This is a genomic window from Hyphomicrobium sp. (assembly GCF_009026145.1).
Lineage (GTDB): Bacteria > Pseudomonadota > Alphaproteobacteria > Rhizobiales > Hyphomicrobiaceae > Hyphomicrobium_A.
On the sequence record NZ_WBUE01000017.1, the window covers coordinates 68,256 to 90,685 of the forward strand.

A 22,430-nucleotide genomic window follows, 5' to 3' on the forward strand; every position below is an offset into this window, starting at 1 on the left:
CCCGCGTTGCCGAGGCGCAACGCGGGGCACGGAATTGGCGAAGGCGACGGCGTTAGTTCAGCGTGCGGCTGCCGTCTCCAGCGACGCGCGCTTCGGCGCGTGGAACTTCGTCAAACCGCATCTCCAAGCGGCGCCAGGAGGCTTCATTGCTGCGCGCGCTCGCCCGTAGAGCGTCACCCAGTGTGCGCGCGGCCCCATAGAGCGCCGCCTGATCGTTGGACAGCCGCCCCGCGCCCGCATCGGCTTCCAAGCTTTCGACAAGGTCCTGCAGGAGCGACTCGTAAGGCCCGTTTGGGAGCAGCATGAGCACGGCCCAGTGCTGATCGAGCTCCTGATAGGCATCATCGAGCAGCTGCTGATCCCAGCTCGCCTGCGGCTTCAGTTTGCTCTTGAGCAGCCTGTATGCTTCGTCGAACGAAAGACGCGCCTCGTCCTCGCGTTTGCGCAGCACCGAATCGAGCGCCGAGTTGACGCGCCGCGCGCGGCCGAACGCATCGTTGGCGGCAATGGCAGCGCCATAGGCGGCGCCCGACACGCGTCCCCACGCCTCGGGCTTGATGTTCAACGCCGCCAATAGCTCGGTGAGGAATCCCTCGCGGATCTCGGTCGAGGGCTCGTCGTCGATGAGAGCCTTGGCCGGCTTGTGCTCGATAGCCCGCGTGGAGTCGGGAATGAGGCTGCCCCGCCGCTCGCCACCTTGACCGATCCGCGGACGCGCGTAGTCGGAGAACAGCGTGCGCGCGCGGATGCGCGCCAGCGTCTTGTAAAGGTCGCGGTGGATCCAGAACTCGTGGGCGTTCTTGCCGCGCCGCTGCACGCGCCCCAGGGTGGCGCCGGCGTTGAGCGTCGAGCGCACCGTGCGCTTGTGCTCGTCCGCCACCTCACCGAGATTGATCTCGGCGGTGAAGCCGCGGTCCTCGTCGATCGGGTGCATGTAGTGCAGCACCGTCTCGGCGTTCTGGTTGATGTCGGGCAGCAGCGCCACGCCGACGATCTTCTCTAGCTCGGCCAGATCGACGTTGGCCTTGTCGGCCTCGAACGAGCGCTTGGCGACGATGGAGAGGAACTCGTACAGCTCGGCCCGCACGAGATAGCGGCCCTGCGCCTCATCGTACTCGACGGCGTTGATGGTTGCGCCGGCGTTGAGCACGCCCAAGACCTGCCGCTCGGCGTGCGCATCGAGCAGCTCCGGGCGCACCTCGGCCATGAAGCCGGACGCATTGGTGATCGGCCGCATGGCGTTGAGCGTCGCGCGCGCGTTGTCGAGCGTGTCGGGGAGCAGCGCGTTCTCGACGATGGCCTCGAGCTGCTGTGAGTTGCGGCCCTTTGCCGATGGCACGTCGGCGAGCGGCGAGCGCACCGCGTTGGCGCCGAACAGGCCGGTCATGAAGATGAGACTATCGATGCCGATGGCGATGGCCAGCGCCAGGTAGGCCAAGCGGTTGCCGTCCTGGAAGGCATTCCAGGAGACGACGAAGCGATGCGCCTTGTCGTCACGATTCATCTCGGCAAAGCTGATCTTGGTGCGCAATTCGTCCGTCTGCCGGCTGGGCAGGCCGCTGTCGGAAAGGCACTTCACCGCAAAGCCGAACAACGCATCCGTCGAGCGCTGCGCGGCGAGCTTGTCGCCGCCGACGCAATTGGCATTGAACGCCTTGGTGCCGGCCTGCAGCGTGAACAACGCCGCCGCCGCCTCGCTCGCCTGCTTCGGGTCGCAGTCGATGCCGGCCACCTTCGGCTTCGTCACGTCGGCCGCGAACATGGCGCTGTAGAGCTGCGAGCAGCGCTGCTGCACCTCGGCGAGGTGCGCGGCATCGGGGCGCTGGCGGAACTCGGCGCGTGCCGTCTCGAAGGCGGGCAGCACGCGGCCGGGGTCGATGCGTTGGCTGGCGTCCTCGCCGGCAATATTCTCCTGCACCATGCGGATGCGCTGCGCGGCGGTTTCCTCCTCGCCCTTGTACTTGGCGAGCTCGCCGTCGATCGAGGCCAGCTCGCGCTTGATCTGCGAGATGCGCGCCTCCGCCGTGTCGAGACGCTTCTTGGCGTCCTTCACGCGGTCGTCCTGGATCTTGTAGGCGGCCTGCATCTTGCCCAGCTCGCCCATGAGCTGGCGGTAGACGGGGCCGCGGCCCTCCTTGAGGGTTCCCTCGACGCCCTTACCTTCGGCCATGGCCTCGACGCGCTTGGCGTCGATCGCCTTGGCGCGGCTGTCGAGCTCGGTCTTCGTTGCCGCGTAGTCGGCGGCGAGCGTCGCGCGATCGCCTTCGAGGCGGGCGAGCTCGTCGGTCAGCGACGTCTTCTTGCCGGCGATGCCGGCTTGGCCGCTCTGCGCCGTGGTGATGCGCTCCTGCTGCTCCTTGATGCCGCGGTTGCGCGCTTCGATCTGGTCGTTGAAGTACTTCTCGATCTCGCCGGTCGAGCCCTGCGCCGCCCCTGCGAGGCGGTCGAGCTGGCCCTCGTAGGCGTGCCAGCCCTCGCTCTGGAACAGCGCCGAGGTCTGCTCCAGCTCCTGGTTGGCGATGGTGGTGCCGATGTCGGCGATGATGCCCGAGACCTGGTTGGTGGCGCGCATCTCCGACACGCGCTCGCGCTGGTCCTGGGGGAAGACGACGTTGAAGCGGCTGTCGAAGGAGAAGAACACCGAGGTCGACATGCAGGCGAGGAACATCACCCACAGCATCGAGTTCTTGGCCATGATGCGCAGCGCCTGCGCGTACGGCGCAACGACATCGGTGCGCGCGAACACGGCTATGAAGCCGAGCACGCCGAAGATGAGGCCGGCGGCGGTAAGCGCCTTGATCCAGTAGTCGGCCTCGATGCCGTATTTCCACTGGTAGAAGCCGACAGCGGCGGCGAGCAGCACCACGGCAAGGCCGATGACGACGATCAGCGGCGCGGTCACCCGAGCAATGCCCGAGCGTGGCACGGTGCTCATGCCGGTGGCGAAGCTCTCGCCGATCAGCCAGGCGACGATCAGCATCACGCCGTGGATGCCGAAGGTGAACATGAACGACAACACCGGCTCGCCGGTGAAATTCGTCATGCCGTCCCAGGTGGTCCAGCCGCCGGCCAGGGAGAGGGCGACGGCCGCCGTGCCGAGCATGGCGAGCTGCCAGTAGGTGAAGAACACCTCCTCGATAACGCGCCACAGCCGCGGCCCCACCTTGAACAGAGCAATGAGGGCGGCGATCACCACAACGGTCAGGAGAATGCTGCGCGCGTAGGCGGCCGGGTTGGCCATTACGGCGTCCAAAGCCTGCTTCACGTCCATATACAGTTCCCGCTTAGCCGGCTGACGCCGGATCCAGCATGCCGCGATTTCACAGCGGCGCAAAGGTCACGCGACGATGCACGATGACCACAGCTCCTGGCCACTTCGGGGCAGGATTGCGGCGATCCCATGCACGAGGACCTGATTTTGGGCTCTCCGACTGGGCCAGGATTGTCGAGCGTCGCGCGCTGGAGAGAATTGGGGTCGACACCCCGTCGGTGCAAGCGGCACCTGCGCGCGAGCTCGGCGGCGACGGTCGCGCCTCGCCGATTATTCAATGCGTGTTGCGGCGTTAGACAGCTTCGAACAGGGCCGCGAGCCCCATGCCGCCGGCGACGCCCAGCGTCGCGATGCCGAGCGGCGGTCCCTTGTTCTCACCGCGTGCGAGGCGGGTGAAAAGTCGCGCCACGAGCACCGAGCTCGCAGCAGCGAACGGGTGCCCGCGAGCCAACGCGCCGCCATCCGGATTGACGAGGTCCTCATCGACCTCAAGGCTGCGGATGAGGGCAATCGCCTGGGCGGCGGAGGACTCACTCATCTCAATGACGCCGATGTCGGAAGGCCTGTAACCGTTGAAGCCGGCTTTCAATTTCTGCATCGCTTCGATGGGTGCGGCCGCCTCGTTGTCAGGCGCCGTGCCGCGCGCAGCGTGTGCCACGAGGCGCAAGCCGCGCGGCTTGCCGAGCGAGGCCCACACGCTCTTCGATACAACTACGGCCATCGCCGCCCCGTCATGCAGGCTCGAGGTGTTGCCGGGCGTCAGGGTGCCATCGGGCAGGTAGGGAGCCTGCTGCGCCAAATCCTTGAAGTCGGGTGCCACGGAGCTCTGGTCGCGCGCCTCTTCTGCGTTGGCGCGCAGAGGGGCGATCTCGCCGATGAAGCGCTTACCCTCGCGCGCCTGCTCGGCCTTGAGATGCGAACGCAGCGCGTAGGCGTCCTGCTCGGCGCGGCCAATGCCGAGCTCCGCCGCCAGCGCTTCGGATGATTCGATGTGGGCCGGGCCTTCGCGCTCGTCGCCGGAGCCCGGCTCGTGGCTGAGAAAGCGGGGAAGCTGCTGCAGGCTGCGCGGCTTAGCCACGCGCCAGGGTGCCATGGAGATTGCTTCGGCCCCGCCGGCGACAATGGTCTGCGCATCGCCAAGCGACACGGCGCGCGCGGCGGCGAGGATGGCATCGAGGCCGGAGCCGCACTGACGGTCGAGCGTGGCTGCTGGTGTCGTCTCGGGGAGCCCCGCGGCCAGCGCGATAAGCCGCGCCGGGTTGCCCCCCTGCGTGGCGTTGCCGACGATCAGCTCGTCGACCTGCGCAGGCTCGAGACCGCTATCCTGCAATGCAACACCGACGAGCGGCGCGCACAGCTCCTCGATGCGCCGGTTCCTGTGCAGGCCGCCGACGCGACCGATAGCAGTGCGCCTGGCCGCGACGATATACGCGGATTGAGAAGGCATATTTGCTGTTTATGGCTCTCGAAAATTGACACGCGAGAGAGCTTCGACATGGCGCCACAGTCCGGCACCGGCTCCCGACTTCCATTGTCCGGTGCCGGCTAGCAACCATATGATGGTGGCGGAAAAGGGATGGCGCGCGGGTAGGTTTATGATCCGTTTCCCGCATCCGCCTATGCCGCGCAGGCGCTCTGGTATACAGTGACTCAAACAGAAACGCTTGGGATGAAACGATGACCGAGGCCACCGCCAAGCAACATAGTGCGTCGTCGTTGACCCAGGCGGAGCGCAAATTGGCAAAAGCCGTCGAACGAGCTAACCAGGCATTTACCGAAAAGAACCTGCGCTTTACCAAACTGCGCCAGGACGTTTTCGAGGAGATCGCCGCTACGCACGCTTCGATCGGTGCCTATGACATTCTTGCCAAGCTGGCCGAGAAGGGCACCCGCCTGGCGCCGATCTCCGTCTACCGTGCCATCGATGCGCTGCTCGAGGCCGGCGTCATCCACCGGCTGGAAAGCAAGAACGCGTTCTTCGCCTGCCGCCGGCTGGACCATCGTACCGGCCGCCGCCCGATCTTCCTGTCATGCGAGAAGTGCAACACCGTGCAGGAGGTCGACTCGGAGGGCATCTTCGACACCATTGACCGCCTCTCGCGTGAGGCGTCGTTTCAGCCGCGGGTGAAATTCGTCGAGGTCTCCGGGCTGTGCCGCAGTTGCCAGGCTAAGAAGGACTAAACCGCCGATGCCGGAGAGCGATGGAGTGGCCATGGCGGCATCACAGCCGTGCGGCCACGGTCGCGGTCACGTCTGCGCGCATGCGCATGGGCGTGCGCCAGATGCCACGCCGTTCGATGCGACCGCGCTCATCTCGGCGCGCGGCGTCGGCATCTTTCGCAACGGCCGCGAGCAGCTCATCGACGTCAATCTCGACATTCATGAGCGCGAGATCGTCACGCTCATCGGACCCAATGGCGCCGGCAAGACGACGCTGGTGCGCGTGCTGCTCGGCCTGGAGAAGCCCGATCGCGGCGAGGTCCGTCGGCGCCGCGATCTACGCATCGGCTATGTTCCGCAACGCTTCGATAGCGATGCGGTCATCCCCATGACGGTCGAGCGCTTCCTCATGCTCGGCAGCGATGACAGCGCAGACCGCATCAGCAGCATGCTGGCGAGCGTCGATGCAACGTCCGTGCGTCACCAGCAGCTCGGCGAGCTGTCGGGCGGCGAGCTACAGCGCGTGGTGCTGGCGCGTGCGCTTCTGCGTCGGCCGAATCTCTTGGTGCTCGATGAGCCGGTGCAGGGCGTCGACTACACCGGCGAGGCCGATCTCTACAACCTGATCGGCAAGCTGCGCGATGCGGCCGGCTTTGGCGTGCTGCTCGTCTCACACGACTTGCACATCGTCATGGCGCGCTCCGACCGCGTCATCTGCCTCAATCACCACGTTTGCTGCTCCGGCGTCCCCGAGGCGGTGGCGCAGCATCCCGCCTACGGGCGCCTGTTCGGTCCTGAGGCGGCGCGCGCCTTTGCCGTCTATCGCCACCGCCACGATCACAGCCATGACCTCGCCGGTGTTCCGCATCCGGTAACGGAAGAAGCGGCGGACGATCCTGCAGGCGGAGAGAAGTAGTGCTCGAGCCGTTTCTCGTCCGCGCTCTCATCGCCAGTCTCGGTCTCGCCGCCGTCGCCGCGCCGCTCGGCTGCTTCGTCGTCTGGCAGCGCCTTGCCTACTTCGGCGAGACGGTCGCGCAGGCGGGGCTCATCGGCGTCGCGCTTGGGCTGGCGTTACAGATGGATGTTACGTGGGGCGTGCTTGTCGTCGCGCTGGCCGTCGCTGGGCTGTTGCTCTGGTTCGGCCGCCAGAGGCTCGTCGGGCTCGACTCGATCCTCGGGCTCCTGCATCACGCGGCGCTTGCCGCCGGCGTCATCGCCACTTCGATGATCAAGGGGGCGCCGGTCGACCTCACCGGCTTCCTGTTCGGCGACGTGTTCGCCGTCACCGCCACCGACGTCGCGGTCATCGTCATCGGCGGAGCCGCAGTGCTCGCCGTCGTCGCCTGGCTGTGGCAGCCGCTGTTGCGTCTGGCTGTGCATGAGGAACTGGCCGCCGCCGAGGGTGTCGATCGCGAGACGGTGCGCACGGTGTTCATCGTGTTGCTCGCCGTCACAATCGCCGTTGCCATGAAGATCGTCGGCATCCTGCTCGTCATGGCCTTCCTCGTCGTGCCGGCGGTCGCCGCCCGGCCGCTGGTGGGCACGCCCGAGCGCATGGTGCTGTTAACCGCCCTCATCGCGGCGGCGAGCGTCATCGTCGGACTGTGGCTGTCCGCCACAGTCGACAGCCCCGGTGGACCCTCGATTGTGATCGTCATGTCCATCGTGGCCGGGCTGTCGCTCAGCTGGGCCGCTTTTGGGCGCCCGGGGGCGCGGGGGCCGTAGGGAGGAGTGGCGCCGCCCTCTGGCCAAGTTGTGGGCGCTGGATTAGTTAGACGCTTGGTGCCACTGGCGGAAATGAGAGCCATGCAGGCTTCGGCCACCGAACCCATCGCCTCTCGGCGCAGATCGCATGTCGTCCGCGTCGCGGGTGTAGCGGTCGGCGGCGGTGCGCCCATCGCCGTGCAGTCGATGACCAACACCGACACCGCCGACGTCGAGGCGACGGTGGCGCAAGTGGCGGCACTCGCCCGCGCCGGCTCCGAGCTTGTACGCATCACCGTCGATCGCGACGAGGCGGCCAAAGCGGTGCCGCACATCCGCGACCGCCTGGCGCAACGCGGCGTCACGGCGCCGTTGGTCGGCGACTTTCACTACAACGGCCACACGTTGCTGGCCGACAATCCAGCCGCTGCCGAGGCGCTCGACAAGTACCGCATCAATCCCGGAAACGTCGGCTTCAAGGATAAGAAGGATCGGCAGTTCGGCGCCATCATCGACACGGCGCTGCGCTGGAAGAAGCCGGTGCGCATCGGCGTCAACTGGGGCTCGCTCGATCAAGAGATATTGACGCGGCTCATGGACGAGAACGCCCGCTCCGCCGAGCCCAAGGACGCGCGCGCCGTCATGCACGAGGCCATCGTGCAGTCGGCGCTGATCTCTGCCGCTCGCGCCGAGGAGCTCGGCCTCACCGCGGGCGACATCATCCTGTCGGCCAAGGTCTCTGCCGTGCAGGACCTCGTCAGCGTCTACACCATGCTCGCTGCGCGCAGTGCCTACGCATTGCACGTTGGCCTCACCGAGGCTGGCATGGGCTCGAAAGGCATCGTCGCCTCGACCGCCGGCATCGGCCTCTTGCTGCAGGCCGGCATCGGCGACACCATCCGTGTGTCGCTGACCCCCGAGCCGGGCGGCGACCGCACGCTGGAGGTGCGCGTGGCGCAGGAGATCCTGCAGTCGATGGGGTTGAGGTCGTTCATGCCGGTCGTCACGGCCTGTCCCGGCTGCGGCCGCACGACCTCCACTGTGTTCCAGGAGCTGGCCCGCAATGTGCAGGACATGATCTCGGAGCGCATGCCCGAATGGCGGCGGCGCTATCCCGGCGTCGAGACGCTGAACTTTGCGGTGATGGGCTGCATCGTCAACGGCCCGGGCGAATCGAAGCACGCCGACATCGGCATCTCGCTTCCCGGTACCGGCGAGGCCCCCGCCGCCCCGGTATTCGTCGACGGAAAGAAGTCGACAACCCTGCGCGGGCCGAACATTGCCGCTGAATTCCAGAAAATCGTGGAGGACTATATCGAGCGCCGATTCGGCGCGTCGGCATCGGTCGAGGCTCCGCCGCCGGAACGGCATAGGGCTTGAGGCGCGGTCGCGCCTTTTGGGGGAACGACAATGACAAGAACAACAATGCTCGCCTCTCGCTTCGCCGCGCGTGCAGCTTCAGCGAGCGTGCTGCTCATCCTTGCTGCCTGCTCTGGAACATCGTCGTTGCCCGATACTGATCGCGTGTTCCTCTCCGCCGCCGGCAGCTGGGACCGCAATCGCGATGGCATGGTCACTTGCGAGGAGTGGAAGGCCTATGCCGCCGAGCTGTTCGACGGCGCCGATGCCAATCATGACGGCAGCCTCGATCGCACCGAGTATGCCAAGGTCATCTCCACCGATCGCATGTTCGAGACCGTCGACTTCGGCTACTACGACGCCAACGGCGACGGCAAAGTTGCACGCACCGAGTTCGTCGACAAACCGAACCGCGCCTTTGCGCTGCTCGACAAGAGCAACGAGTGCAGGCTGACGGCGAGCCAGGTTGCCGGCGCGCGCGCCCACACCGAGCAGATCTTCGATTCCAAGAAGCCGGAGTCGGGCGATCCGCGCGAGAAGGACAAAGGTGGCCCCGGGCTTTAACGGCAGCCTCCTTCATTTAGCCCCATGTGGGGCCATCCGGCCCACGCATCGCCAAGCTTAGGTCATTGGTCGCACATAGCTTTCCCCCAACACCGGACCGCCCGCATGGCCGGTTCGCGGGAACTCCGCAACGAGACCCGCGTTTGCCGCTCGGTTAGCAAACCAACGGGGATTACTCGCCATGAAACAAGTCCTGTTGGCCGGCATCGCCGCCGGTGCGTGGTCGAGCGCCGCCCTCGCGGCCGACCTCGGACCCTACCGTCCGCCGCCGCCGGTAGAACCCATCTATGAGCCGGTGCGCGCCGGGCCCTGGGACTGGCAAGGGCTCTACTTCGGCGCCAATGCCGGCTACGGATGGGGCAATGACAATGGTGCCGCATTCAGCGGCGGTGGCAGCGGTGCGCTCAACCCCGACGGCTGGTTCGGCGGCGGTCAGATCGGCTACAACGCACAGTTCGGTGCCCTGGTGCTCGGCCTCGAAGCCGATCTGCAGGGCGCCGATATCAGCGATACGACGACCTTGAGCGGCGGGCTTACGAACGTCACCACCGACATCGAGTGGTTCTCCACGTTGCGTGGCCGCATCGGCTACGCCGCCGGCCCGGCACTTCTCTATGTCACCGGCGGCTGGGCGTTCGCCGACCTCAATCAGAGTGTCGCTGCGCCGGGCGCAACTTTGACCAGCGACGATTGGGAAACGGGCTATACGCTCGGCGGCGGTATCGAATGGGCGTTTGCGCCGAACTGGTCGCTGAAGTCGGAATATCTCTACGTCGATCTTGGCGATCAAACCTTGTCGAGCCCCGCCGGCACCTACACTACCGAGACCGACTTTCATACCGCGCGCGTCGGCCTAAACTACCGCTTCTGAAGTCGAACGGGGCAACAAGGCGTCGCTCGAGCACCGAGCGGTGCCTTTCTTGCTCTTGTGCTTCAGTATCCGCGGCTTGCCGTGAATTGCGCTGCCTCGATGAGAGGTGTCGCGCGAGCGCCGAAGCGATTGAGCTCGCGCGCAGCACGGCCCACCGCCTCGGTCAGTCGTGCGCGCGCTTCGACGATGCCGATCAGCGAGACGAGCGTCGCCTTGCCGGCGGCGCTGTCCTTCCCCGCCGCCTTGCCCATCACCGCGGCATCGCCTTCCGCGTCGAGCAAATCGTCGGCGATCTGAAACGCCAGACCGAGACCCTCGCCGTAACGCTTGAGCGCGGCGCGCTCCTCGTCCGAAGCATGCGCCAGCACGGCGCCCGCCTCGCAGCAGGCCGCGATAAGGGCGCCGGTTTTCAAGCCCTGCAGGCGCCGCACGTGCTCAGCCGTTAGCTGCTGCGGCTCGCCGCGCTTTTCCGCTTCGAGGTCGAGCATCTGCCCGAGCACCATGCCGCGTCCGCCGGCTGCGTGTGCGAGAATGCGCGCCAGCTCGGTGCGCACCGCCGGATCGGCATGCGTCTGCGGACGCGCGACGATTTCAAAAGCGAGTGTCAGCAGCGCGTCGCCGGCAAGGATTGCCGTCCACTCGTCGAACGCCCTGTGCACCGTCGGGCGCCCGCGCCGCGTGTCGTCGTCGTCCATTGACGGTAGGTCGTCGTGAACGAGCGAATAGCAGTGCACGCATTCGAATGCCGCCGCCGCATCGAGCACGGCCGGTGCCTCGAGGCCGAACAGCCCCCCGCTCTCGATGACGAGGAAAGGGCGGAAGCGCTTGCCGCCGTCGAGCAGCGCGTGGCGCATGGCCGCGCCGAGGCGCTCGCCCTTTTCTGGCCCGCATTCTGCGAGCAATTCGGTGAGGCGCCGCTCGATATGCCCCGCGGCGGCGCCGAGCCTTTGCACGAACGTCATTTCGGATTACCTACTAGCGTCGGGCCGGCCCGCCTCACGCCGTTTGGCGGCGGGCGACAGCGCTGCGGATATAGCACCGGGGCGATGCAAGCACAGTATGGAAAGGTCCGATCCTCCTCGGCCGGCCGTCGCCAATACGGCTGCGGCGAATTCAGAGCCAGCGAAACCGGCGGCCGACGGCACAGGTTTGCCTCCGGACGAGAGCCCTGTCGACTCGCCGGCGGAGGCTGAGCCCGACACGATCGAGCGCGCCCACTTTGAGGCGTTGGACCGCGAGACGACGCAGCCGGTGAGACGGTATCCGCAGGCGCCGGTCGATGTCGCGCATGCCGTCGACTACCAGCCGCCCACTCCGGTTGCCGCCGACGCGCCGCCTTCCGAGGAGCCGGTCCCGAGTTGGACGCACGTCCTGGAGGAAGCGCTGACCCCGCCAACGCCGGGTAAGTCGCCAGCGGAGCAGCCATCAGCGCAAAGCACGCCCGCTGAACCAGAGGAGATATCGGCGCCTGCTAGCCCCGATGGGCCATCCGCCGCGGCAGAGCCGCTCATCGAAACGCCGTGGCCCGATCCGTTGGAGACGACACCGCCTTCGGCTGCCGATCCAGCCGCCGAGCCGGCAGAAGCGAATTACTTCACTGTCGAACCGGTTCCATTCGCGGTGCTGCCGCCATCCGATCGGCGCCCGCCGATCATCCCCCAAGCGGCGCCCGCACCCATCGAGCAAGTGCCGCCGCGCGACGAACCGGCCGCTGCCGAACCGCCTCTCGCGGAGCCGGTCTTGCACGAGCCGGTCCGCGCTGGGCCGGTGGCGCATGAGCCATACCAATCGAAGCCAGAACCCGAGCCCGAGCCCGAACCCCAATCGACGCCACATCTGGCGCCTCCGGCGCAATCAGTAAGGCTTCAGCACGATATCGCGGCTGCCTGGTCGCCGCCGCGCCCGATGCGCCGCGAGCCGACGTTCGAGCGCAGCGAACCGGCGCTGCGCAGCGCTGCCGTCGCGTCGCCCAACACGCAGCAGGCGCCCGCGCGCGACTACCGGGACATGGTCCGTCGGACAGCCAACGTCGCCTTTCTCGTCTTCTGCGGCTGGTTCATCGCCGTACTGCTGTTGATTGCGGCTTACCGCTTCATCAACCCACCGGTTTCGGCGTTGATGGCGCTGCAATGGGTGAGCGGTACGCCGATCCACAAACAATGGGTGCCGCTCGAGCGCATCTCACCCAACCTTACGCGCGCCGTGATCGTCGCCGAGGACGGCCGCTTCTGTCAGCACTGGGGCGTCGATTTCGTGGAGGCTGCGAACGCCATTCGTCGCGCCACCGACGGGTACCCACGGGGCGCCAGCACCATCACCATGCAGGTGGCGAAGAACCTGTTTCTGCTTCCCACCAAGAGCTATCTGCGCAAGCTGATCGAGATACCGCTCACCTTCGCCATCGAGCTGGCCTGGCCGAAATGGCGCATCCTCGAGGTTTACCTCAACATCGTCGAATGGGGCCCCGGCATCTTCGGGGCCGAGGCTGCCTCGCGGGCCCACTTCGGCCGCTCGGCCGCAGGCCTCAGCACGCGTCAAGCGGCCCAGTTGGCGGTCGTCCTGCCCAACCCGATCGTGCGTGATGCCGGCTCTCCGAGCCCACGCACCGCGCACCGGGCCTCGGTGATCCAAGCCCGCGCAGCGAGGAACCGCGAGGCCTCCTTTTGCGTCGATCGCCGCCGTTAAGGCTCGCCAAGGCTCTGGCACTCCCCCCGGAATGTCGTTATAAGGCGCCCCACGCGCGCCCCGGCCCGGATGAGCCGTGCGGGGTGTCGATAGGATTTGAGCTTCCCATAGCCGGGGTTTGGACGGGCTTGCGAAGGCCCGAGCGCGGCGCATTTAGCCCCGCACCACCCGGACTCAGCACGGAGTTAGACGATGGCAGTTCCGCGGAAGAAAGTCTCGCGCATGAAGCAAGGCATGCGCCGCTCGCATGACGCGCTCACCTCCCCGACCTATATCGAGGACAAGGACTCCGGCGAGCGCCGCCGTCCCCACCATATCGACCTCAAGACCGGCAAGTACCGCGGTCGTCAGATCCTCGCGCCGAAGGCCGACGTCTGAGCTGATGCGGCGGCGACAGCGTGTCGCTGGGATGGCACGCCAAGCGCCCTTTCGGCGTTGCAGCGGCAATGCCCGCGTGGCAGAAACGGTCTGCCAAGGCTGACCGTGCCCGGCTCAACAGGGGGAATGCGTTATGTCGCTCAGGTCGATTCCGTCCATTGTCCTCGCGTTCATCCTCTATAACGCGGTGGTGTTCCTGTCGGGCGGCACGGATGTCCTGAACAGCGCGCTGTTCGAGCTGAACATGCTCAGCGGCGGCGTCTGGCGCTTCACGGTCGGCGACCTGATCATCCTTGTCACGCTGTTCCTGTTGTTCGGCGAGCTGATCAAAGCGACCTACACGAGCACAGCCTCGCTCGTCGATCACGGCCTCTCGATGCTCGTCTTCATCGCCTGCCTCGTCGAGTTCCTGCTGGTGCCGCAGGCAGCAACGTCGACGTTCTTCCTCGTCATGGTGGCCACCGCCATCGACGTCGTTGCTGGCTTTACGATCGGCATCCGCGTGGCGCGGCGCGATCTCTCCATCGGCGGCGTCGAGCACTGACCGAGCGGCGCGCCGCCGGCGCTCGCACCTGAAATGAAAAAGCGATCGCTCTGGCGATCGCTTCTTTTGTCAGTGCTTCGTTGAACGCTCAGTCGCGGTCCTGCGACAGCTTGTCGATCTTTTGTTGCATGTTCGCGAGCTGCGCTTTGAGCTCGCTGATCTCGTTCGGATCGGCGGCCTTCGCCTCCGGCGCGGCCTTATCGCCCTTGCCCTCGCCACGCTTGCCTGGCATGCCCGTGAACGGGCTCCACATCGATAGTGCCTGCTCGAACATCTGCATGTTCTTGCGCGCCTGGTCCTGATAGACCTCGAACGCCGCGGCCGGGTTGGAGAATGCGGTGGCGAACTGCGCCCGGATCTTTTCCTGCTCCTTGACGAGGTTCTCGAGACTGAACTGCAGATAGCCCGGCACCATGCGGCCGATGCTGTCGTCATAGAAGCGGATGAGCTGGCGCAGGAACGGAACCGGCAGCAGCGTCTGGCCGCCTTGGCGGTTCTCCTGCTCGACGATGATCTGCGTAAGGACCGAGTGTGTCAGGTCGTCGCCCGTTTTCGCGTCGTAGACGACAAAGTCCCGATCCGAGCGCACCATCGCCGCCAAATCTTCGAGCGTGACGTAGGTGCTCGTCTCCGTATTGTAGAGACGGCGGTTGGCATATTTCTTTATGACAACCGCTTCCTTTTTGTCGGCAGGCGCGTCGGGTTTGTTCAACATTGCAGGAGCCGCCAGAGAAGGTTGTTGCACTGCGGCAGCGTAACACACCCCCACCTATCGGTGCCAGCCGTTTGTGTTGACCGTAGGGGCCAGATGGCGCATTAGCTGGCGGCAAGCCTAAGCTTTGGTAATACGTGGTTTACACCGCGGCCGGCCAGGGCCCCGAGGACGGACAGCGTCCGCGCGGCGCGGGACGGCCCAATGAGATCTTTGCGCTTGAGGAGGCGCCTTTTCGGATGAGCGACGACAACACCATCGTCATTGCCAGCGCGGCGCGGACGCCGGTCGGCTCGTTCAACGGCTCGCTGTCGAGCCTGCCCGGCCATGAGCTCGGCAAGATCGCCATCAAGGCGGCGATCGAGCGGGCCGGCGTGCAGCCGGGCGAGGTCTCCGAAGTAATCCTCGGCCAGGTGCTCACCGCCGGCCAGGGGCAGAACCCGGCGCGGCAGGCCTCCATCGCCGCCGGCATTCCGGTCGACAGCCCAGCCTGGGGCATCAACCAGGTGTGCGGTTCGGGCCTGCGCGCCATCGCGCTCGGCGCTCAGCAGATCCAGTCGGGGTCGGCGAACATCGTTGTCGCCGGCGGCCAGGAGAGCATGAGCCAGTCGGTACATGCCGCGCATCTGCGCAATGGCACCAAGATGGGCAACCTCGAGTTCGTCGATACGATGATCAAGGATGGCCTGTGGGATGCCTTCAACGGCTACCACATGGGCACCACCGCCGAGAACGTCGCGCGCCAGTGGCAGATCACGCGCGAGGATCAGGACAAGCTCGCCGTCGCCTCGCAGAACAAGGCGGAGGCCGCCAAGAAGGCCGGCAAGTTCAAGGACGAGATCACGCCCGTCACCATCAAGACCAAGAAGGGTGACGTCGTCGTCTCCGATGACGAGTACATCCGCGACGGCGCCACTCTCGACAGCGTCGCCAAGCTCAAACCCGCCTTCGACAAGGCCGGCACCGTCACCGCCGCCAACGCCTCGGGCATCAACGACGGCGCCGCCGCCGTGGTGCTGATGACCGCCGCCGAGGCCAAGAAGCGCGGCATCAAGCCTCTCGCCCGCATCGTCTCGTGGGCGCAGGCCGGCGTCGATCCCTCGATTATGGGGACGGGACCCATTCCCGCCTCCAAGAAGGCGCTGGAGAAGGCCGGCTGGCAGCCCAAGGACCTCGACCTTATCGAGGCCAACGAGGCTTTTGCCGCGCAGGCGTGCGCCGTCAACAAGGGCGTCGGCTGGGATACCGACAAGGTCAACGTCAACGGCGGTGCCATCGCCATCGGCCACCCGATCGGCGCCTCGGGCGCGCGCGTGCTGACGACGCTCGTACACGAGATGAAGCGCCGCAACGCAAAGAAGGGCCTCGCTACGCTGTGCATCGGCGGTGGCATGGGCATCGCCATGTGCGTCGAGCGCGACTGATCGAGAGCAAACGCGGGCAGGCTCCGGCCCGGTAGGCTGGAGCTCACGCCGCGCCCCAATCAAACCAACAAAAGGCCAATTCGAGAGAGGTATTTCATGGCTCGTGTCGCGCTGGTGACGGGAGGGACGCGTGGCATCGGCCACGCCATTTCCGTTGCCCTCAAGAACGCCGGCTATCGTGTCGCCGCCAACTATGCCGGCAACGATGCCGCCGCACAGCAGTTCCAGGCCGAGACGGGCATCCCGGTGTTCAAGTGGAACGTCGGCGACTACGCCGCCTGCGAGGCCGGTTGCGCCCAGGTGGCGAAGGAGGTCGGCCCCATCGACGTGCTGGTCAACAACGCCGGCATCACGCGCGATGCCATGCTCCACCGCATGACGAAGGAGCAGTGGGACGAGGTGATCAGCGTCGATCTCGACAGCGTCTTCAACACCACGCGCCAGGTGATCGACGGCATGCGCGCCCGCAACTTCGGCCGCATCATAAACGTCTCCTCGATCAATGGCCGCAAGGGCCAGATGGGGCAGACGAACTATTCGGCGGCCAAGGCCGGCGTGCACGGCTTCACCAAGGCCTTGGCGTTCGAAGGCGCCGCCAAGGGCATCACCGTCAACACCATCGCGCCGGGCTACGTTGCCACTGAGATGGTCGCCGCCGTGCCGAAGGAAGTGCTCGACACCAAGATCATCCCGCAGATTCCCATCGGCCGCCTCGGTGAATCCGAGGAGATCGCGCGCGCCGTCGTGTTCCTGGCGGCGGACGCTGCCGGGTTCATCACCGGCGCCTGCTTCGACATCAACGGCGGCCACTACATGGCCACCTGATCGCTGCAGCACCAGCCTGTAAAAATGAAATGGCCGGGCATGATGCCCGGCCATTTTCATCTGTGGGCCTGTCGGTTGACTGCCGCCCTATCCCCGCAGGCGCGTGCGAATGATACGTGGGAACTCGTCGCCACCGGTGCCCGTGGCCTGCTCGGAGGCGGGCTGACGGCCCTCATCGAGACTCCACCAACGGTCGGCGCGCACACCCTCGTTCTGGGCTGCATCTGGTCCGACGCCGAGCAGCTGCGGCTGCCGTGAAGGCGTATAGCCGCCCTGGGCCGCGGCGGCGGCACGCTGCGGAACCGGCGCGGCGAACCATGCTTCGATCAGGTCGAGCTCGTCGGCCGATAGGCTGAGCCCCTGACCACGGCAGCGGGCCATGACGAAGTTGCGGAAACGCGAGGCGAACAGGCTTGGGGAGGCGCCCTGGTCGAACCACGGATCCGCCTCGCTGACGACGTCGAGCACGAAACGCACGTCGTCGCGGCGGATGTCAATGCCGACATTCTCCGCACGCTTGACGATATTGATCAGCGTCTGCTGACCGGCAAGGCCATTGGCGGCAATCTCCTGCGCCATGACGTCGAAGAGCGTGCGGTAGTCCTGAGGCGACAGTGTCGGCGCCTGGCTCGCCTCGTGGATGCGAGCGATGGACTGCTGAATGGCGGCGGCACCCTGGGCCGTGCGCTGCGCGCCGGCAGGTTGCTGGCGAGGCAGCCCCGGCTGGCCCGAGAGGGTTTCGGGCTGGGCCGGGGCCAGCGGTCCGCGTTGCGCCGGGGCGGGGGCCCCGGTCTGCGCAGCGACAGGCCGCTGAGCTGGTTGTGCGCCAAAGAGGGGGGCGAGCGCGCGCTGCAAGGGCGCCTCGGCACGCGTCGGCTCGGGGCGGGCGATGTCCGCCCGTGGGTCGACGCGCGGTTGCATCTGCGTTTCGATTCTGGTTTCGATCCTGGGCGCTTCGCTCTGCGCGGCCCTGTTGGCGTCGTAGACGAAATAGGGTGGCTGGGCGGTGAGGCGAATGTCCTCGGGCAGACCCCGGGCGAGCAGATCGCGGAAGCTGCCCGTGCCGCCCCAGGCGCCGCCGACGGTCTTCTCGTGACCGAGGACGCGCACACAGCGGTCGGCCAGTGCCTCGAGCGGCATCGGCTGGTCGGCCGCACGCACGGCATTGGCGACCTCGGTAAGGATCTCGTTGCGCACCGCCTCGATCGAGGCGGCGCTCGGCAGGGCCTGCGGCTCGCCTCTCTGGCTCTGGTTCGTCAGCTGGCCGTCGATCAGCAGTGCCAAGAAATCGGCTTCGCGGATTTCGGCGTCGCAGATTGCCGTGTAGGGGGCTGCCGTGTGGTCGTTGGAATAGATGACCGTGCGCCGGGCGTGCGAGCGCAGGCGATGCAGCACCGGCGTGAAGTCGGCGTCGCCAGAGAGAATGACGAATTCGTCGAAGCGGGTGTCGTGCGTAAGGATGTCGCGCACATCCATTACCATGCGGATATCGGCGGAGTTCTTCAGCTGCGCGGTGAGCGGCGGGCAGTCGACCACCTCGAACCCGGCGCGCAGGAAGTGGTGGCGCACGAACGGGAACGAGCTCATGTCGGTGGAGTTGTCGCTCTGATTACGCCGCGGCACGGGATTGCCATAGCAGCGGTTGATGACGATGCGGCGCTCAGTCTCGATGGCGGGAGCGTTGGTCGGCGTCATCAGTGCGCCAGTTGCGATCTCCTTGAGCCACAGGCCGGCATCCTTCGAAAAGCGCTTGGCAGCTTCCTCGCTCTTGCGCTTCAGCGACAAGTAAACGTTGTCGTAGTCGACGAACACCGTGGTCAGAATTGGCCCTGACGACTCGCGCTTCATAACCGGCATCCCCCCGCGTGGCCGTAAACAAATGGATTGCGAGGACTTTTTGGTGAGTCGCGCCGAGGCGGCAACCGTCCGTTGGTCAGCGACACGGGAAAACTGTTCGCGAACGGGCGCTTAGTGGATTGTACGGTTGAGCATTAGCGGTGGAAAACGCGATTGTGAGCTTTGCAGGCAACAGAGTTACGCGGGGCTTGTGCAACATCTCAGCGGCGCGGGGGAGCAAATCCTTCCGGCGCCAGCTCGAATTTGTCGAACATGAATCCCGGCGCCACCGTGCAGCCGACGAGCGTCCAGGCGCCGAGGCTCCGCGCGCTCTGCCAGTAACCCGGTGGCACGACCCTTGCGGGCGTTGGCCGGCGGCAAGATCGGTGCCGAGCATCATTTCGATCGCGCAGCCGTCCGGCGGCGCCATCGATAGCGCCAACGGTGCGCCGGAATGCCAGTGCCACACCTCCGCCGTATCGACCCGGTGCCAGCGCGAGACTTCCCCCGCCGCGAGCAGAAAGTAGATTGCCGTCGAGGCGGCGCGCGATCCATCGCCGCGATCATCGCGAAATGTCTCGCGGTAGTGTCCGCCCTCGGGATGCGGCGCAAGATCGAGCAGGCGGATGACGTCGGCAGCGCCAAGCTCAGACATCGGCACTAGTGTCCCCATTCCGAAGTTCGCCAGAGTTCGCTGCTGGGGCGGGGAGCGAACTTCGGGATGATAAGGGACACTAGAACCATGGACCTGCTAGTGTGATTCAGATCGAGAAATTCGCTCGATACCTTGCCGCCGATGATGGCGAATTTCTCGATCATCACACTAGCTCTTGTTCTTGCGTTCGCGGATAGCCGCGAACACGTGCCAGTCGGGCGCGTACAGCATGCCGAGCTTGGCGCGGATGGCGGTGACGTGCGGGCGCAGAAAGGGATTCGTCTCCAGCTCACGATCGAGCCGCGTTGGCAGCGTCGGCTTATTGTCTTTACGCAGCTGATCAACCTCCTTGGCGCGGTTGACGAGCGCCAGGTTGTCGGGTTCCAGCGTCAGCGCAAAGCGGGCGTTGGACTGCGTGTATTCGTGGCCGCAGTAGATCTCCGTGTCGCGCGGCAGGCGCATGATCTTCTGCATCGAATTCCACATCATCTCGGCATTGCCCTCGAAGATGCGGCCGGCGCCGAGAGCAAACAGCGTGTCGCCGAGGAATGCCACCTTGGCAGCGGGAATCCAATAGGCCACGTGGCCCATCGTGTGTCCGGGCGTATCGATGACCTTGACCTCGAAGTTGCCGAACTTGATGACGTCGCCTTCGGAGACCTCGACGTCGATACCCGGGATGCGCTCCGCTTCCTCCTTCGGCCCGATGATGGTGCAACCCGTCGCCTCCTTGAGCTGCAGGTTGCCGCCTGTGTGATCGCTGTGGTGGTGGGTATTGAGGATGTGGGTCAGCCTCCACCCCTTGTCCTCGAGCCGCTTCAGGATCGCCTTGGCGTCGGGCGAGTCGATGGCGGCCGTGACACCGGCCTCGGGATCGTGGATCAGCACCGCGTAGTTGTCGGAAAGACAAGCAAACTGTTCTATTTCGAGCTTCGGCATTCGTACCGGCTCTCTTGCATTGCATGCGAGGACGAAGCGCGAAGGTAGCGGCGCCCTACCGCGATGACAACGCGGGTAGTGCAACGAGGCTTGAAATGCGCCGGGAAGCGGTCAGATTGGCGGGCGACGCAACAGGACCCGAGCCATGCAGCTCGACGTCGACGACCTGCAGGAGTTCTACGCCACGCCGCTCGGGCAGACGGTGCGGCGGTTGCTGACGCATCGCATCCGCGCGCGCTGGCGCGGCCTGCATCGCTCGACGCTCATCGGCCTCGGCTACTCGTCGCCCTACCTCGGCGCCTTCCGCGGCGAAGCGCAGCACCTGGGAGCGTTGATGCCCGACAGCCAGGGGGTCGTGCGCTGGCCGCGCGAGGGAGCTTCACAGAGCGTTCTCGTCGATGACGACCGACTGCCGCTGGCCGACGGATCGGTGGATCGGCTCCTTGCCGTTCACTGCCTCGAGGTCGCCGAGCGCACGCGGCAGCTGTTGCGCGAGATGTGGCGCGTCCTGGCACCCGAGGGCCGCATGATCCTTGTCGTGCCGAACCGGCGCGGGGTGTGGGCGCGCCTCGACAACACGCCCTTTGGCCAGGGGCGCCCTTACAGTCGCCGGCAACTCGATCAGCTTCTCGTGGGAGCGATGTTCACGCCGCTCGATTGGGGCGGCGCGCTGTTTTTTCCGCCGCTCGGCCGCCAAGTGCTGCTGCGCTCGTCGACGGCGTGGGAGCGCGTGGGTGCCAGCGTGTCGCCCGCCTTCTCCGGCGTGCTCATCGTCGAAGCGAGCAAGGAGCTCGTGGCGCCCATCGGCAAGCCGGCGAAGGCAAGGCGCCTGCCTCAACTCGTACCGTCCGCCAGCCCCGCGCGCCGCGACCGCGCTTGATGGCTTCGGGCCATTCAACCCCTCACCCAGAAGCGATCGGAAGATCGCTCCCGACCCCTCCCTCTGGGAGAGGTTGTGTCTCGCATGCGGCTTGCGAAGGCAGTGCCTCTCCCATGGGGAGAGGTCGGCGCGAAATGCGTAAGCACTGAGCGCCGGGTGAGGGGATGCAGCGCTATCTGGCTTCGTCGCGGCGCTAGCCGGCTTCACGGAAGCGCTGCGCCGTCTGCAGATCGACCGACACCAGCTGCGAGATGCCCTTCTCGGCCATGGTGACGCCGAACAGCCGGCTCATGCGCGACATGGTCATCGGGTGATGCGTGATGACGAGGAAGCGCGTCGCCGTGTCCGCCGCCATGCTCTCGAGCAATCGGCAGAAGCGGTCGACGTTGGCGTCGTCGAGCGGCGCATCGACCTCGTCGAGCACGCAGATCGGCGACGGGTTGGTCAGGAACACCGCGAAGATCAGCGACAGCGCCGTGAGCGACTGCTCGCCGCCCGATAGCAGCGACAGGGTCGCCGGCTTCTTGCCCGGCGGCTTGGCGATGATTTCGAGGCCGCCTTCCAAAGGATCCTCGCCCTCGATCATTTCGAGGCGCGCCTCGCCACCGCCGAACAGCGTGGTGAACAGCTTGCGGAAGTGCGCGTCGACAGCCTGGAACGCATCCTCGAGCCGCTTGTGCGCCTCGCGATTGAGCTGCCCGATGGCGCTGCGCAATTTTGCGATGGCGTTCTCGACGTCCGCCTTCTCGGTGTCGAGGCCGGCGGCCTGGATGCTGAGCGCCTGCAACTCCTCGTCGGCGGCGAGATTGACGCCGCCCAGCCGTTCGCGGTCGGCCTTGAGGCTCGCCAGTTTGCGTTCGACGTCGGCGAAGGCGGGCAGCATTGCGCCCGGCTGAATCTCGGCAAGGGCGAGGCAGCCTTCCGGCGCGATGCCGAGCCCCTCGCGGATCTGCCGCGAGATATCCTGCCGCCGCGTGCGCGCGCCTTCGAGGCGCGCTTCTGTCCGCGCGCGCCCTTCGCGCGCTTCGGAAACCGCACCCTGCGCCGCCCGCAGAGCCTGCACGCCGGCCTTCAAGGCGGTGTCGGCCTCGGTGAGGGCGTCGGCGGCGACCTGGCGCGCGAGCTCGGCTTCGGAGAGCGCGCTCATCAGCTTGCCGCGCTTTTCCTCGATCATCGCCGGTACGTTGGCGAGGGCCTTCAACTCACTCTCTGTTTCGACAAGGCGCGCCTTCAAGGTCTCGATCTGCTGCTCGGCGCCGGCCGAGCGCGTCGTCCACCGTTCCCGCTCGACGCCGATGGCGGCGCCGCGATCGGCACGCGCGCGGCGATCGCGCTCGATATCGCTCAAGGCCGCGCGTGCTTCGGCTAGCGCCAGGCGCCGCGCCTCGGCTTCCGACTTGGCTGCGGCCAGCGCTGGCTCCAGATCCTCCGCGGCGGCGACAGCAGCGACCGCTTGCTCGGCCTCGCCCAGCCTTTGCTTAGCGACGACAAGCTCTTCCTCAGCGCGCGCCCGCGCGCCCGAAACCGCGGCGAGCTTGCTTTCCGTCTCGCGCGCGGCACGCTCGATGGTGGTGAGGCTGTCGCGCGTTTTCGCCAGCATGCTCTGTGCCTCGCGGCCGAGCT

The 22,430-nt window shown here is 66.4% G+C and carries 18 protein-coding genes and 2 pseudogenes; 12 read left to right on the plus strand and 8 right to left on the minus strand.

Annotated elements, in window-relative coordinates:
- Window positions 1–52: 52 nt before the first annotated feature.
- Together F9K20_RS13640 and F9K20_RS13645 are read right to left on the minus strand one after the other, a co-directional pair.
- A complete protein-coding gene (locus tag F9K20_RS13640) occupies window positions 53–3,271 on the minus strand; it encodes a hypothetical protein (RefSeq protein ID WP_291002678.1) in 3,219 nt (1,072 codons plus the stop codon).
- 292 nt (window positions 3,272–3,563) lie between these two features.
- Window positions 3,564–4,718, minus strand: a complete 1,155-nt coding sequence (locus F9K20_RS13645) for a thiolase family protein (RefSeq protein WP_291002681.1) — start codon at window positions 4,716–4,718, stop codon at window positions 3,564–3,566.
- 230 nt (window positions 4,719–4,948) lie between these two features.
- Here F9K20_RS13645 and F9K20_RS13650 point away from each other — a divergent pair, with 230 nt between their 5' ends.
- From F9K20_RS13650 to F9K20_RS13675, 6 genes are all read left to right on the plus strand, one after another.
- A complete protein-coding gene (locus tag F9K20_RS13650) occupies window positions 4,949–5,452 on the plus strand; it encodes a Fur family transcriptional regulator (RefSeq protein ID WP_291002684.1) in 504 nt (167 codons plus the stop codon).
- 31 nt (window positions 5,453–5,483) lie between these two features.
- On the plus strand, window positions 5,484–6,347 hold the full coding sequence (locus F9K20_RS13655) for a metal ABC transporter ATP-binding protein (RefSeq protein WP_291002687.1): 864 nt from the start codon (window positions 5,484–5,486) through the stop codon (window positions 6,345–6,347).
- Window positions 6,347–7,156 (plus strand): iron chelate uptake ABC transporter family permease subunit, encoded by an 810-nt coding sequence (locus tag F9K20_RS13660; protein WP_291002690.1) that lies wholly within the window; start codon window positions 6,347–6,349, stop codon window positions 7,154–7,156. The genes F9K20_RS13655 and F9K20_RS13660 overlap by 1 nt, the downstream gene beginning before the upstream one ends.
- A 72-nt stretch (window positions 7,157–7,228) precedes the next feature.
- Window positions 7,229–8,515, plus strand: coding sequence for a flavodoxin-dependent (E)-4-hydroxy-3-methylbut-2-enyl-diphosphate synthase (gene ispG, locus F9K20_RS13665; protein ID WP_291002693.1), 1,287 nt, complete (start codon window positions 7,229–7,231; stop codon window positions 8,513–8,515).
- A 30-nt stretch (window positions 8,516–8,545) separates the two neighbouring features.
- Window positions 8,546–9,058 carry an EF-hand domain-containing protein gene (locus F9K20_RS13670; RefSeq protein ID WP_291002696.1) on the plus strand — a complete coding sequence of 171 codons (513 nt, stop codon included), beginning with the start codon at window positions 8,546–8,548 and terminating at the stop codon, window positions 9,056–9,058.
- A 181-nt stretch (window positions 9,059–9,239) separates the two neighbouring features.
- Window positions 9,240–9,929 (plus strand): outer membrane protein, encoded by a 690-nt coding sequence (locus F9K20_RS13675; protein ID WP_291002699.1) that lies wholly within the window; start codon window positions 9,240–9,242, stop codon window positions 9,927–9,929.
- A 62-nt stretch (window positions 9,930–9,991) separates the two neighbouring features.
- Here the strand turns inward: F9K20_RS13675 and F9K20_RS13680 are convergent, their stop codons facing one another.
- Window positions 9,992–10,891, minus strand: a complete 900-nt coding sequence (locus F9K20_RS13680; RefSeq protein WP_291002702.1) for a polyprenyl synthetase family protein — start codon at window positions 10,889–10,891, stop codon at window positions 9,992–9,994.
- 97 nt (window positions 10,892–10,988) lie between these two features.
- Between F9K20_RS13680 and mtgA the strand changes: the two genes are divergently transcribed.
- The 3 genes from mtgA (at window position 10,989) to F9K20_RS13695 (ending at window position 13,536) form a co-directional block, all read left to right on the plus strand.
- Window positions 10,989–12,614, plus strand: a complete 1,626-nt coding sequence (mtgA, locus tag F9K20_RS13685; RefSeq protein WP_291002705.1) for a monofunctional biosynthetic peptidoglycan transglycosylase — start codon at window positions 10,989–10,991, stop codon at window positions 12,612–12,614.
- A gap of 192 nt (window positions 12,615–12,806) precedes the next feature.
- Window positions 12,807–12,992 carry a 50S ribosomal protein L32 gene (gene rpmF, locus F9K20_RS13690; RefSeq protein WP_291002708.1) on the plus strand — a complete coding sequence of 62 codons (186 nt, stop codon included), beginning with the start codon at window positions 12,807–12,809 and terminating at the stop codon, window positions 12,990–12,992.
- Window positions 12,993–13,125: 133 nt separating this feature from the next.
- Window positions 13,126–13,536, plus strand: coding sequence for a hypothetical protein (locus F9K20_RS13695; RefSeq protein WP_291002711.1), 411 nt, complete (start codon window positions 13,126–13,128; stop codon window positions 13,534–13,536).
- Between the two features lie 88 nt (window positions 13,537–13,624).
- Here F9K20_RS13695 and phaR read toward each other — a convergent pair whose 3' ends face one another.
- Window positions 13,625–14,251 carry a polyhydroxyalkanoate synthesis repressor PhaR gene (gene phaR, locus F9K20_RS13700; RefSeq protein WP_291002714.1) on the minus strand — a complete coding sequence of 209 codons (627 nt, stop codon included), beginning with the start codon at window positions 14,249–14,251 and terminating at the stop codon, window positions 13,625–13,627.
- 236 nt (window positions 14,252–14,487) lie between these two features.
- Here phaR and F9K20_RS13705 point away from each other — a divergent pair, with 236 nt between their 5' ends.
- Window positions 14,488–15,672 carry an acetyl-CoA C-acetyltransferase gene (locus F9K20_RS13705; RefSeq protein ID WP_291002716.1) on the plus strand — a complete coding sequence of 395 codons (1,185 nt, stop codon included), beginning with the start codon at window positions 14,488–14,490 and terminating at the stop codon, window positions 15,670–15,672.
- A 96-nt stretch (window positions 15,673–15,768) separates the two neighbouring features.
- Complete coding sequence (gene phbB, locus F9K20_RS13710; RefSeq protein ID WP_291002719.1) at window positions 15,769–16,497, plus strand: acetoacetyl-CoA reductase; 729 nt, start codon at window positions 15,769–15,771, stop codon at window positions 16,495–16,497.
- 87 nt (window positions 16,498–16,584) lie between these two features.
- Here the strand turns inward: phbB and F9K20_RS13715 are convergent, their stop codons facing one another.
- The 3 genes and pseudogenes from F9K20_RS13715 to gloB form a co-directional block, all read right to left on the minus strand.
- Window positions 16,585–18,345, minus strand: coding sequence for an NYN domain-containing protein (locus tag F9K20_RS13715; protein ID WP_291002722.1), 1,761 nt, complete (start codon window positions 18,343–18,345; stop codon window positions 16,585–16,587).
- 209 nt (window positions 18,346–18,554) lie between these two features.
- Window positions 18,555–18,988 (minus strand): annotated as a pseudogene (locus F9K20_RS13720) (cupin domain-containing protein).
- A 168-nt stretch (window positions 18,989–19,156) separates the two neighbouring features.
- Window positions 19,157–19,927: a hydroxyacylglutathione hydrolase gene (gene gloB / locus F9K20_RS13725; protein ID WP_291002725.1), complete on the minus strand. Its 771-nt coding sequence runs from the start codon at window positions 19,925–19,927 to the stop codon at window positions 19,157–19,159.
- Window positions 19,928–20,072: 145 nt separating this feature from the next.
- Here gloB and F9K20_RS13730 point away from each other — a divergent pair, with 145 nt between their 5' ends.
- Complete coding sequence (locus F9K20_RS13730) at window positions 20,073–20,807, plus strand: methyltransferase domain-containing protein (RefSeq protein WP_291002728.1); 735 nt, start codon at window positions 20,073–20,075, stop codon at window positions 20,805–20,807.
- 193 nt (window positions 20,808–21,000) lie between these two features.
- Here the strand turns inward: F9K20_RS13730 and F9K20_RS13735 are convergent.
- A pseudogene (locus F9K20_RS13735) lies at window positions 21,001–22,430 on the minus strand (chromosome segregation protein SMC); the annotation flags it as partial.

What these genes read in the sequence shown, in the direction of transcription:
- F9K20_RS13640 (WP_291002678.1), bottom strand. Translation starts at nt 3,271, where the DNA reads ATGGACGTGAAGCAGGCTTTGGACGCCGTAATGGCCAACCCGGCCGCC.
- F9K20_RS13645 (WP_291002681.1), bottom strand. Translation starts at nt 4,718, where the DNA reads ATGCCTTCTCAATCCGCGTATATCGTCGCGGCCAGGCGCACTGCTATC.
- F9K20_RS13650 (WP_291002684.1), top strand. Translation starts at nt 4,949, where the DNA reads ATGACCGAGGCCACCGCCAAGCAACATAGTGCGTCGTCGTTGACCCAG.
- F9K20_RS13655 (WP_291002687.1), top strand. Translation starts at nt 5,484, where the DNA reads ATGGCGGCATCACAGCCGTGCGGCCACGGTCGCGGTCACGTCTGCGCG.
- ispG (WP_291002693.1), top strand. Translation starts at nt 7,229, where the DNA reads ATGAGAGCCATGCAGGCTTCGGCCACCGAACCCATCGCCTCTCGGCGC.
- F9K20_RS13670 (WP_291002696.1), top strand. Translation starts at nt 8,546, where the DNA reads ATGACAAGAACAACAATGCTCGCCTCTCGCTTCGCCGCGCGTGCAGCT.
- F9K20_RS13675 (WP_291002699.1), top strand. Translation starts at nt 9,240, where the DNA reads ATGAAACAAGTCCTGTTGGCCGGCATCGCCGCCGGTGCGTGGTCGAGC.
- F9K20_RS13680 (WP_291002702.1), bottom strand. Translation starts at nt 10,891, where the DNA reads ATGACGTTCGTGCAAAGGCTCGGCGCCGCCGCGGGGCATATCGAGCGG.
- mtgA (WP_291002705.1), top strand. Translation starts at nt 10,989, where the DNA reads ATGGAAAGGTCCGATCCTCCTCGGCCGGCCGTCGCCAATACGGCTGCG.
- rpmF (WP_291002708.1), top strand. Translation starts at nt 12,807, where the DNA reads ATGGCAGTTCCGCGGAAGAAAGTCTCGCGCATGAAGCAAGGCATGCGC.
- F9K20_RS13695 (WP_291002711.1), top strand. Translation starts at nt 13,126, where the DNA reads ATGTCGCTCAGGTCGATTCCGTCCATTGTCCTCGCGTTCATCCTCTAT.
- phaR (WP_291002714.1), bottom strand. Translation starts at nt 14,251, where the DNA reads ATGTTGAACAAACCCGACGCGCCTGCCGACAAAAAGGAAGCGGTTGTC.
- F9K20_RS13705 (WP_291002716.1), top strand. Translation starts at nt 14,488, where the DNA reads ATGAGCGACGACAACACCATCGTCATTGCCAGCGCGGCGCGGACGCCG.
- phbB (WP_291002719.1), top strand. Translation starts at nt 15,769, where the DNA reads ATGGCTCGTGTCGCGCTGGTGACGGGAGGGACGCGTGGCATCGGCCAC.
- F9K20_RS13715 (WP_291002722.1), bottom strand. Translation starts at nt 18,345, where the DNA reads ATGAAGCGCGAGTCGTCAGGGCCAATTCTGACCACGGTGTTCGTCGAC.
- gloB (WP_291002725.1), bottom strand. Translation starts at nt 19,927, where the DNA reads ATGCCGAAGCTCGAAATAGAACAGTTTGCTTGTCTTTCCGACAACTAC.
- F9K20_RS13730 (WP_291002728.1), top strand. Translation starts at nt 20,073, where the DNA reads ATGCAGCTCGACGTCGACGACCTGCAGGAGTTCTACGCCACGCCGCTC.